General features: G+C 59.2%; 10 protein-coding genes and 2 tRNA genes. 5 read left to right on the forward strand and 7 right to left on the reverse strand.

The features are described from left to right. Nucleotides 1–116 precede the first annotated feature (116 nt). A tRNA-Gly gene (locus tag DW49_RS0104950) sits at nt 117–192 on the reverse strand. 2 nt (nt 193–194) lie between these two features. Next, nucleotides 195–270 (reverse strand) — tRNA-Glu (locus DW49_RS0104955). Between the two features lie 306 nt (nt 271–576). On the opposite strand from DW49_RS0104955, the gene DW49_RS0104960 reads away from it, so the two are divergent. Next, nucleotides 577–1,335 (forward strand): hypothetical protein, encoded by a 759-nt coding sequence (locus tag DW49_RS0104960; protein ID WP_005616559.1) that lies wholly within the window; start codon nt 577–579, stop codon nt 1,333–1,335. Nucleotides 1,336–1,387: 52 nt separating this feature from the next. Here the strand turns inward: DW49_RS0104960 and DW49_RS0104965 are convergent, their stop codons facing one another. Further along, the gene (locus tag DW49_RS0104965) at nt 1,388–1,870 is read right to left on the reverse strand and encodes a GAF domain-containing protein (RefSeq protein ID WP_004397840.1); all 483 of its coding nucleotides are present in this window, start codon (nt 1,868–1,870) and stop codon (nt 1,388–1,390) included. After that, complete coding sequence (locus DW49_RS0104970; RefSeq protein ID WP_024419757.1) at nt 1,867–2,757, reverse strand: ATP-binding protein; 891 nt, start codon at nt 2,755–2,757, stop codon at nt 1,867–1,869. Before DW49_RS0104970 ends, DW49_RS0104965 begins: the two co-directional genes overlap by 4 nt. A gap of 80 nt (nt 2,758–2,837) precedes the next feature. Here DW49_RS0104970 and DW49_RS0104975 point away from each other — a divergent pair, with 80 nt between their 5' ends. Next, nucleotides 2,838–5,189, forward strand: coding sequence for a hybrid sensor histidine kinase/response regulator (locus tag DW49_RS0104975; protein ID WP_024419758.1), 2,352 nt, complete (start codon nt 2,838–2,840; stop codon nt 5,187–5,189). A 5-nt stretch (nt 5,190–5,194) separates the two neighbouring features. Here DW49_RS0104975 and DW49_RS0104980 read toward each other — a convergent pair whose 3' ends face one another. After that, nucleotides 5,195–5,680: a glutathione peroxidase gene (locus DW49_RS0104980; protein ID WP_005616552.1), complete on the reverse strand. Its 486-nt coding sequence runs from the start codon at nt 5,678–5,680 to the stop codon at nt 5,195–5,197. Between the two features lie 133 nt (nt 5,681–5,813). Then, nucleotides 5,814–6,209 carry a peptide-methionine (R)-S-oxide reductase MsrB gene (gene msrB, locus DW49_RS0104985; protein WP_005616550.1) on the reverse strand — a complete coding sequence of 132 codons (396 nt, stop codon included), beginning with the start codon at nt 6,207–6,209 and terminating at the stop codon, nt 5,814–5,816. A 189-nt stretch (nt 6,210–6,398) separates the two neighbouring features. Between msrB and DW49_RS0104990 the strand changes: the two genes are divergently transcribed. Continuing rightward, nucleotides 6,399–7,610: a pyridoxal phosphate-dependent aminotransferase gene (locus DW49_RS0104990; RefSeq protein WP_004657364.1), complete on the forward strand. Its 1,212-nt coding sequence runs from the start codon at nt 6,399–6,401 to the stop codon at nt 7,608–7,610. Nucleotides 7,611–7,877: 267 nt separating this feature from the next. Next, nucleotides 7,878–8,765 (forward strand): protease HtpX, encoded by an 888-nt coding sequence (htpX, locus tag DW49_RS0104995; RefSeq protein WP_005616545.1) that lies wholly within the window; start codon nt 7,878–7,880, stop codon nt 8,763–8,765. A 581-nt stretch (nt 8,766–9,346) separates the two neighbouring features. Here the strand turns inward: htpX and DW49_RS0105000 are convergent. After that, nucleotides 9,347–10,009 (reverse strand): thiopurine S-methyltransferase, encoded by a 663-nt coding sequence (locus DW49_RS0105000; RefSeq protein WP_005616541.1) that lies wholly within the window; start codon nt 10,007–10,009, stop codon nt 9,347–9,349. 102 nt (nt 10,010–10,111) lie between these two features. Here DW49_RS0105000 and DW49_RS0105005 point away from each other — a divergent pair, with 102 nt between their 5' ends. After that, nucleotides 10,112–10,879, forward strand: coding sequence for a DODA-type extradiol aromatic ring-opening family dioxygenase (locus DW49_RS0105005; protein ID WP_005616538.1), 768 nt, complete (start codon nt 10,112–10,114; stop codon nt 10,877–10,879). The last annotated feature ends 68 nt before the right edge of the window (nt 10,880–10,947 follow it).

Raw genomic sequence — 10,947 nt, forward strand, 5'->3', positions numbered from 1 at the left:
CACTAGACGAAGGGGACACAGCCTGAAACACATGGTGTGTATTTCAGTTCCAGACGCCATCCGAAGATGTGTACTGGTTTCACTCAACCCTGCCCGTGAGCAAGATTGCTTAAAAATGGAGCGGGAAACGAGACTCGAACTCGCGACCCCGACCTTGGCAAGGTCGTGCTCTACCAACTGAGCTATTCCCGCAATGGCGTCCCCTAGGGGACTCGAACCCCTGTTACCGCCGTGAAAGGGCGGTGTCCTAGGCCACTAGACGAAGGGGACACACGTACAACATTCACTACTTATTTGCGCTACGCTGTGTGCTTTACGCTGTAAGTGGCGCGCATTCTATGGATGCTTTGAGGGGTCGTCAACCCCAATCTGAAAATTTATTGAAATCAATAACTTCGATGCCGTTCAGGAGGCTGACCGGTGGTCGCCATTTGCCTCGCGACTGCTCAACGGCCTCATCTATATAGAAGAGATGCCGACATAGTCCAACAAGGACATCTATGCGCAGTTGTGCTTAGCCACTACACTCGCACTAAAATTATTTGAACAAATGAGGTTTGCACAGTGACTCCACTCATGATCACGCTGATGGTAGTAGCAGGTATCGCACTGCTCATCGCGATCGGCTACCTGAATCACGTCGCTGAAAACGGCAAACTGGAAAAGGCCCGCACCAAGGTTGAACTCAGTGATCGCCTGCGTCGCTGCAGTGAGATCACTGAAGTATTCCCCGGCCAGTTGATGTCGCCAGCCTTGAAGCTGCTGCTCACGCGCCTGGAACTGAATGTGGTACAGCGCATGCTGAACCTGGACAAGGGCAACGCCCAGCTCAAGCACCGCATTGGCGAACTGGAAGAACAGATCGGCAAGGGCGAGCGCATTGATGTGCCGAACCCGGTGACGCCGATTCAGACCGAAGCCAAGGCCAAGGATGTGCGCTTTCTACTTGAAGCCCTGCATGGCCAGGTAACGCGCGCTGCCCACGATGGCTTTTTGCAGACCAGCGAAGCCAAGCACTGGATCCGCGAAATTCGCACCATTCTGGTCACGCTGCACATCGAGTTCTTTAATAACCTCGGTCAGGCGGCGCTCAGCCAGGACCAGCCTGGTCAGGCCCGTCTGGCCTTTGAACGCGGCGTGCAGTACCTGCGCAACCAGCCAGACCCGGTCACCTATCAACAGCAACTGCTGGCGATGGAGAAACAACTGGCGCGCGCCAACTCGATGGTGCTGACCAACACGGCGCCAACCGAAGACGACGACAACGCGCTGACCGAAGGCCTCAAGGCTGACGATTCCGAATCGGAATGGAAAAAGAAAGTCATCTACGATTGATGACTGCCACGCCGCTGCTCAGGCTAACGCCGGCAGCGGCAGGTCGACCGGCTCAGCAGTCGGTCGCGGCCAGGAAGATAGCTGCCAGACGCTCGACCCCCGCCTGATCCACTTCGCTGAAACGACCCACACTCGGACTGTCCAGGTCCAGTACACCGATCAGACGCCCGCCCTTGACCAGTGGCACCACCAGCTCGCTGTTCGATGCGCTGTCGCAGGCGATGTGCCCTGCAAACGCGTGCACATCTTGAACACGCTGGGTTTGCCGACTCTGCGCCGCCGCCCCGCAAACGCCTCGACCGAAAGGAATGCGCACGCAGGCGATCTGCCCCTGAAACGGCCCAAGCACCAGTTCTTCGTCGCGATTGAGGTAAAAACCTGCCCAGTTCAGGTCGTCGATCTGGGTGTAGAGAAACGCCGAAAACTGCGCGGCGTTGGCAATGAAGTCACGCTCGTCGGCCAGTAGCGACTCAAGCTGGGCGGCCAGCAGGGCATAGCCATCAAGGCCGGCACCCGTATTTTGCAAATCAATCATCTTTGTTGCTCCAGCAATTGTAGGCCTACCCAGTAACGTGAAAATTGATAGGCACAGCGCCCATTGCGATTACCGCGGGCAGTGGCCCAGCGGATTGCGGCTTTTTCCAGATGCTCGTCGCGCTGCCACTGCAAGCCGGCCTTGTGCGCCAGTTGCGTGATCCAGTGTTCGACCACGTTCAGGTAATGTTCCTGAGTGAACGGATAGAACGACAACCACAGACCAAACCGGTCAGACAAGGCGATCTTGTCCTCCACCGCCTCGCTGGGGTGCAGTTCGCCGTCTACGTGCTTCCAGTCGGCATTGTCACTTTCCTTCTCGGGCACCAGATGGCGGCGATTGGACGTGGCGTACAGCAGCACGTTGTCCGGTGCCTGCTCCAGCGAGCCGTCGAGCACGCTTTTCAGCACGCGATAATCGCCCTCACCCGATTCAAACGACAGATCATCACAAAACAGCACGAAACGCTGCGGCAGTTTTTGCAACTGCTCGACCAAGCGAGGCAAATCGCCCAGGTGATCGCGCTCGATCTCGATCAGGCGCAGCCCAACGGGTGCGTACTCAGTCAACAATGCGCGAATCAAGGACGACTTGCCGGTGCCGCGCGAGCCCCACAGCAAGGCATGGTTGGCGGGTAGACCATCGATGAACTGGCGCGTGTTGCGCCCCAACTGATCACGCTGCAGGTCGACGCCGACCAGGTCGGTCAGACGCGTCTCCAGGCTGACCTCCAGCGGCATCAGATAGCCGCTACGGCCTTCACGCACCCAGCGTGCCGCCAGCGCCTGTGACCAGTCGACCGGCTCACGCAGCGCTGGCAGCAACGGTTCAAGCCGCGCCAGTACGCCATCGGCACGCTGCAAAAAAGCATCCAACCGAGAATCCACGGGATCTCCTCATATTTAACTGATTAATCACCAGTGCCGATCAGCTATGCTTGGCGCAGCAGAAGTGGCAGTAGGTACTCATGGATATATCGCTCAAAAACAGGCTTTCGTTCAAGCAGGCACGCCTTGCCGTACTGATCGGCTTTGCGCTTGGCACCCTGTTGAGCGTGGCGCAGATTGCGATCGATTATGCCAGCGAAGACGCCTCCATCAATCGCGAAATCCAATCACTGCTGGAAATCATCCAGAACCCGGCTTCGCGTATCGCCTACAACATCGACGCCGAACTCGCCCAGGAACTCACGCTCGGGTTGTTGCACTCCCCTGCCGTGGTCAGTGCCAGACTGACCGATAACAACGACACGGTGCTCGCCAGCGTCGAACGAGCGACTGCCACCGGGCGTTACCGAGTGCTCAGTGACTGGCTGTTCGGCGAAAGCCGGCAGTTTCAGGAGAAGCTGCACCTCGACCACGTGCCAGACGAAACCATCGGTACACTGTACCTGACCGTAGACACCTTCGCGTTCGGCAGCCACTTTCTGCAACGCGCCGAGATCACCCTGCTCAATGGTTTTGTCCGCAGCCTGGCGCTGGCCGGCATTCTGACCATTCTGTTCTACGCGACCCTGACCAAGCCGCTGGTGAGGGTCATCCGCGACTTGAGCAGCCGCGACCCACGCACTGTCGACCAGGCGAAAATCACCTGCCCGCCGCATCATGAGCAGGACGAAATCGGCGTGCTGGTCGCGACGTTCAACCGCCAGTTCGAAACCATGAGTAGCGAATTTTCCAGGCGCCGCGCCGCCGAGGATCGGCTGACCGACCATCTGAATGAGCTGGAAAACATTGTTTCGGCACGTACCAACGAGCTCAAGGCCAGCAACATGCGCCTGCGCGAGTCCAACGAAGAATTGCAGATCGCGCGCAGCACGGCATTGGACATGGCCAACGCACGCTCGGCGTTTCTGGCGCACATGAGTCATGAAATCCGCACGCCACTCAACGGTTTGCTGGGCATGCTGGCGCTGTCGCTGGAAAGCCCGCTCGGCGCCGAGCAACGCCAGCAACTGATGATCGCCCACGACTCGGGCAAGGTGCTGGTCGAACTGCTCAACGATATTCTCGACATGTCCAAGTTCGATGCCGGCCATCTGGAGATCGAGCGCATTCCCTTCGACCTTGGGGGGCTGATCGAGGACACCGCCAATCTGCTCTCGCAGAATGCAGCGCCCAGCGTGGAACTGACCTGCCTGATTGCGCCGGATTTTCCGGCGATGGTCACCGGCGACCCGACCAGGGTCCGGCAGATCGTCAGCAACCTGCTGTCCAACGCGCTCAAGTTCACCCGTTTCGGGCGTGTCGATGTACGCCTGACCCACCATCAGGATGCGGCCAGCAGGGAACATCGTGTACGCATCGAGGTGCGCGACACCGGTATCGGCATCGCGCAGGATGCTCAGGCAAAAATATTCCAGCCGTTCACCCAGGCCGAAACCGCAATCACCCGCCAGTACGGCGGCACCGGGCTGGGCCTGGCGCTGACCAACAACCTTTGCGAGGCCATGCACGGCACATTGAGCATCCAGTCGCAATCAGGCTTCGGCAGTCAGTTCTGCGCCGAGCTGCCACTACCGGTGCACGTGCCGGCGGTTGCGCAGAACCCGCTCAGAGGCCGGGTAACCGTGGTCAGCTCGGCCGGCAGCGGTCTTGTGGAGTTGCTCGGCAGCCTGCTGCCCTTCTGGGGAGTGGACCTCAAGCGGCGCAGCATCGACGACAGCCCGGACGATCTGGACCTCGACAACGCTCCAGACCTGGTCATCACCGACTGCCCCGAGTGCCTGTTCGCGATTCGCCCGACCACGCCGGTGCCGATTCTACTGGTCACGGCTTACGGCAACTTCATGCCGGGCGAACAGGTTGCGGCGCTGGCGCCATTGCAACAGCAGGCCCGCCCACTAGCCCGCAACGCGCTTTACCACGCACTGCGACGCGTCCTGAATCAGGAAGACACCGGCAACCGGGACACGCTGGCGCTCGATCAGCCGACTCAGCGCGTGGCCCGCGTCCTGCTCGTGGAAGACAACCCGGTCAATCAACTGGTAGCCAAAGGCATACTGAGCAAGCTCGGCTGCGAAGTGATTATCAGCAGTCACGGTGGGGAGGCGCTGGAACAGCTGGAGCACGGCCATTTCGACCTGGTGTTGATGGACTGCAACATGCCGGTCATGGATGGCTATGAAGCCAGCCGCCAGATCCGCAGCAGCGGCCGCTGGCCAAACCTGCCTATCGTCGCGCTGACCGCCAATGCCATGCCCGACGAGCGTGAGCGCTGCAAGGCGGCAGGCATGAACGACTATCTGGCCAAGCCGTTCCGACGCACTGAACTGGCCGGCATTCTGGATCAGTGGATCCCCGTCACTGACGACCGCTGACAGGTTTAACGCAGCAGCGCTTCGATTTCATCCGTCAGTTCTTCAGGCTTGGTCAATGGCGCAAAACGCTTGACCAGCTTGCCGTCCTGGCCGATCAGGAACTTGGTGAAATTCCACTTGATGCGCTCGGTGCCCAGCAGCCCCGGCGCTTGCTCCTTGAGCTGAACGAACAAGGGATGGGCCTGATCACCGTTGACGTCGACTTTCTTGAACAGCGGGAAGCTGACGCCGTAATTCAGTTCGCAAAACCCTGAAATAGTGCCCTCGTCTCCCGGCTCCTGCTTGCCGAACTGGTTGCACGGGAAGCCAAGCACCACCAACCCCTGATCCTTGTAGTCCTGCCAGAGCTTTTCCAGCCCTTTGTATTGGGGCGTGAAACCGCATTTGCTGGCCGTATTGACCACCAAGACCGCCTTGCCAGCAAAATCGGCGAGGGTTTTCTGTTCTCCCTTGATCGTCGTGACCGGGATATTCAGCAGGTTTTCGCTCATCAAAAGAGGCCTCGGGGCGGTGCGGGAGAGTGGGGCGTGCGCATGGACGTTAGCCTGCTATTGAAAGGCCCGCACGCCAATTGCCGTCATTGATGCAGGTCGATAAGCCCGAGGGCCGTCGCGAACCCTATTATCAAACGCGAGGTTCCAGCGTCAGGCAGACCGAATTGATGCAGTAACGCAGCCCGGTGGGTGGCGGACCATCGGGAAACACGTGACCCAGGTGGGCGTCGCATCGGGCGCAGACCACTTCGGTACGAATCATGCCGTGGCTGACATCACGCACTTCGACCACCGCACTGCCCTCCAGCGGGGCGTAGAAGCTCGGCCAGCCGCAGCCCGAGTCGAACTTGGTGGTGGAGTCGAACAGCGCCTCGTTGCAACAGATGCAATGGTAGACGCCCGCTGTTTTCGTATCGTTGTACTTTCCGGAAAACGGCCGCTCGGTGCCCTTGAGGCGACAAACGTTGTACTGCGCCGGGTCGAGCATTTCTTTCCACTCTTCGAGCGTTTTCTGCAACTTGTCCACAGGTACACCTCCGAATTCGAAAAAGCCCGATCTGTACCTTTTCCACAGATCAGGTGGCACGTATGATTGCGCCAGGTCAGACACCAGTCTGGCACCCGCGTTTGTCGCATACAAACCCATTTTCATGGCGAACGTGCTGCGACCCTTATTGCAAGCCGGCAACGCTCGTCCATTTTCGGGATCATCACCATGCAGTTCAACAAATCGAACAAGCTCGCAAACGTCTGCTACGACATTCGCGGGCCAGTGCTCAAGCACGCCAAACGCCTGGAAGAGGAAGGCCATCGCATCCTCAAGCTGAATATCGGCAACCCGGCACCGTTTGGTTTCGAGGCGCCGGACGAAATTCTGCAGGACGTGATCCGCAACCTGCCGACCGCTCAGGGCTACAGCGACTCCAAGGGCCTGTTCAGCGCCCGCAAGGCGGTCATGCAGTATTACCAGCAGAAGCAGGTCGAAGGTGTCGGCATCGAAGACATCTACCTGGGCAACGGCGTTTCCGAGCTGATCGTGATGTCGATGCAGGCGCTGCTCAATAACGGCGACGAAGTGCTGGTTCCGGCACCCGATTACCCATTGTGGACCGCCGCAGTCGCGCTGTCCGGTGGCAGCCCGGTGCATTATCTGTGCGACGAGCAGGCCAACTGGTGGCCTGACCTTGAAGACATCAAGGCCAAAATCACCCCGAACACCAAGGCCATGGTGATCATCAACCCGAACAACCCGACCGGCGCGGTGTATTCCCGCGAGGTCCTGCTGGGCATGCTGGAGCTGGCACGCCAGCACAACCTGGTGGTGTTCTCCGACGAAATCTACGACAAGATCCTGTATGACGACGCCGTGCACATCTGCACCGCCTCGCTGGCTCCTGACTTGTTGTGCCTGACCTTCAACGGCTTGTCCAAGTCGTATCGCGTTGCCGGTTTCCGCTCCGGCTGGATCGCCATTTCCGGGCCGAAACACAACGCGCAGAGCTACATCGAAGGCATCGACATTCTGGCCAACATGCGCCTGTGCGCCAACGTGCCGAGCCAGCATGCCATCCAGACCGCGCTGGGCGGCTACCAGAGCATCAACGACCTGATTCTGCCGCCAGGCCGCCTGCTGGAGCAGCGCAACCGCACCTGGGAGTTACTCAACGACATTCCCGGCGTCAGCTGCGTCAAGCCGATGGGCGCGCTGTATGCGTTCCCGCGCATCGACCCGAAGGTCTGCCCGATCTTCAACGACGAGAAGTTTGTGCTCGACCTGCTGCTCTCGGAAAAACTGCTGGTGGTTCAGGGCACGGCGTTCAACTGGCCCTACCCTGATCACTTCCGCGTGGTGACCCTGCCTCGGGTCGACGAGCTGGAGCAGGCCATTGGCCGCATCGGCAACTTCCTGAAGGGTTATCGTCAGTAACGGTTGCCCCCTGCCTCGCTACGCCTGACTGCCCCGACCTGTTCGGGGCAGTTTATTTGCGTCCACTCAAAACAGCGCTCCCGCCCCGCGCCAGCTCCTTCAAGCACAGGCTGTGCTGGCTCAGGCGCCGTTCAGCTTTACAGGATTATCATTGGTTTCGAGCAGAGGACACAGTTTGAAATAGTCCCTGTGTTGAATAGCGACGGTCATCACCTTATATACCCGGCATCGAGTTACATATTTATACCTGAGGAGAACGTTTCGACCATGATGCGCATTTTGCTGTTTTTGGCCACTAACCTTGCGGTCGTGCTGATTGCCAGCATCACCCTGAGCCTTTTTGGCTTCAATGGGTTCATGGCGGCCAACGGGGTTGATCTGAACCTCAATCAGCTGCTGGTCTTCTGCGCTGTGTTCGGTTTCGCCGGTTCGCTGTTCTCGCTGTTCATCTCCAAGTGGATGGCGAAAATGAGCACCGGTACTCAGATCATCACCCAGCCACGTACTCGCCATGAGCAATGGTTGCTGCAGACCGTTGAACAACTGTCCCGCGATGCGGGCATCAAGATGCCGGAAGTCGGTATTTTTCCGGCGTATGAAGCCAACGCATTTGCCACGGGCTGGAACAAGAACGACGCACTGGTTGCGGTCAGCCAGGGCCTGCTCGAGCGGTTCTCGCCGGATGAGGTGAAGGCCGTACTGGCGCACGAAATCGGCCACGTTGCCAACGGCGACATGGTCACGCTGGCGCTGGTGCAGGGTGTGGTGAACACGTTTGTGATGTTCTTCGCCCGTATCATCGGCAATTTTGTCGACAAAGTGATCTTCAAGACCGAGAACGGTCAGGGTATCGCCTACTACATCACGACGATCTTTGCCGAGCTGGTACTGGGCTTTCTGGCCAGTGCGATTGTCATGTGGTTCTCGCGCAAACGCGAATTCCGCGCTGACGATGCCGGCGCCCGACTGGCGGGTACGGACGCGATGATCGGTGCGCTGCAACGCTTGCGTTCCGAACAGGCCGTACCGGTGAACATGCCTGACAGCCTGACGGCGTTCGGTATCAACGCCGGCCTCAAGAAGGGCCTTGCAGGCCTGTTCATGAGCCACCCACCGCTGGAACAACGCATCGAAGCGCTGCGCCGCCGCGGTTGATTCAGGGCGCGCAACGCTCTGCGCTTATCGCAACGTGCGAACTTGTTCGCGAAGACGGTGGTTCCGGCGATACATATTCGCGGAATGTACCGGCCCCTTCGCGGACAAGTCCGCTCCCACGTCCTTCGGACAGAAGCTGGCAGTTGATGCGGCCCCAAAACTGCATCGGCAGGCTGAACGCAACCCCTTGTGTGCGAACTTGTTCGCGAAGACGGTGTTTCAGTCGACGCAGTTTTTCAACTCAAGGCACCTTTTCGCCCCTCGGCGACTGACTTTGAAGGATCAAAGTAAGCAAAATCCCCGCTCCGTTTCCGGCCCGACTTCGTCGGGTTCCTTCGCCCTGACACTGATCCGGGCTCAGCCGTCACTTACGTCGCACTCTGCTTCGTCAGTACCATCGTGATAAAAAAGCGCTTTCGTTTATATGCAGTGGCTAAGAGCAAGGCATGACATGGTGTTGCAGCACAGATGTGATGCGGAGCGTCGCATGCTACCGGTCACCGATCGCTCCCCCACTCCAGCGGGGTGCACCGCTCTGGACGCTCTGCGTCCGATCCTGAGTGCATGGCGCCGGGCAAAACTCAGCGTAATTTCCGCGCCAGCACATAAACCCGCTCATCAAGGCGCTCTACCCCGGCCTTCAAGGCTTTGGGGCTGCTGTGCAGCGCATCGTGCTCACCGACCTTCGTAATGTCCCAGTTCCTGGACACAAACGCCTGCAGCCACGTAGGCGGCACGGAGAATGGCGGGCCTTCGAGCCGACTCTGATCGTAATCCAGGGTGATCAATAAACCACTGCACTCTCGGGGCATCAGCGCTTCAAGCTGCTGCATATAGCGCTCACGCAAGTCGGCTGGCAGGGCGATCAAGGCGGCGCGGTCGTAAAAGGCTGTGCAGTGGCCAATGTCTTGCGATGTGAGGGCGAAGAAATCCCCGCACCATATTTCGATACCCGGCGCTGCATAGACACTGAAGTCGCCCTGCCGAGTGATCCGCGGTTGCACGCCGCGCTCACTGAAATAGCATTCGACCGCAGTCTCGGACAGCTCTGCGCCCACCACGTGGCAGCCCTGCCCGATCAACCAGCTCATGTCCTGGCTTTTTCCGCATAACGGCACCAGCACCCGGGCTCCCGACGCAAGCCCCAGCTGGGGCCAATACTGCTGCAGGTCCTGATTGACGTGCGCCTGATGAAAGCCGATCTGCCCTGCGTTCCAACGCTGCAGCCAAAAATCCGCGTGCATGAACCCTCCTGAAAATCCGATCAAAAAGCGTTAGAACTTATATTGGAATTAGATCATGAAGATGACCGACTATGGGTCATTGCCACTATTCTGGAGCCCTCCATGTTTCCAAGCCTGTTTATTTCCCACGGCTCGCCCACGCTCGCGCTGGAGCCCGGCGAAAGCGGGCCGGCGCTGGCACAACTGGCAGCCAGCCTGCCCAGGCCCCACGCCATCGTGATGGTATCCGCCCATTGGGAAAGCCACGAGCTTATCGTCAACGGCAACCCACACCCCGAGACCTGGCATGACTTCGGCGGCTTTGCGGCCGAGTTGTTTGCGATGCAATACCCCGCACCAGGGCTGCCGGAGCTGACCCGGACGATCGTCGAACTGCTGGCAGCCAATGGCCTACCCGCCCGCATCGACAGCAGACGCCCCTTCGACCACGGTGTCTGGGTGCCGCTGTCGCTCATGTACCCAAAGGCCGACATACCGGTGGTGCAAGTTTCACTGCCCAGTCGCCAGGGCCCGGCGTTGCAGACAAAGGTGGGCCGGGCACTCGCTGGCTTGCGCGAACAGGGTGTGCTGATTATCGGCTCGGGCAGCATCACGCATAACCTTTACGATCTGGACTGGAGAGCCGGGCCTGACAGGGTCGAGCCTTGGGCCGTGGAGTTTCGCGACTGGATGATCGACAAGCTGCAATGCAATGATGAAACCGCCCTGCACCACTACCGTACGCTGGCGCCTCATGCGGTGCGGGCACACCCCAGTGACGAACACCTGCTGCCGCTTTATTTCGCACGGGGCGCAGGCGGCACGTTCAGCATCGCTTATCAGGGCTTTACCATGGGCGCACTGGGCATGGATATCTATCGGTTCGACTGACACTCAGCCGCCAGCCTGAATTCAACGCAAAAAAATCCCCGAACCAGTCGGCAATGCTGTTCACTTAA

Origin of the sequence: Pseudomonas avellanae BPIC 631, assembly GCF_000444135.1 — a bacterium.
GTDB lineage: Bacteria > Pseudomonadota > Gammaproteobacteria > Pseudomonadales > Pseudomonadaceae > Aquipseudomonas > Aquipseudomonas avellanae.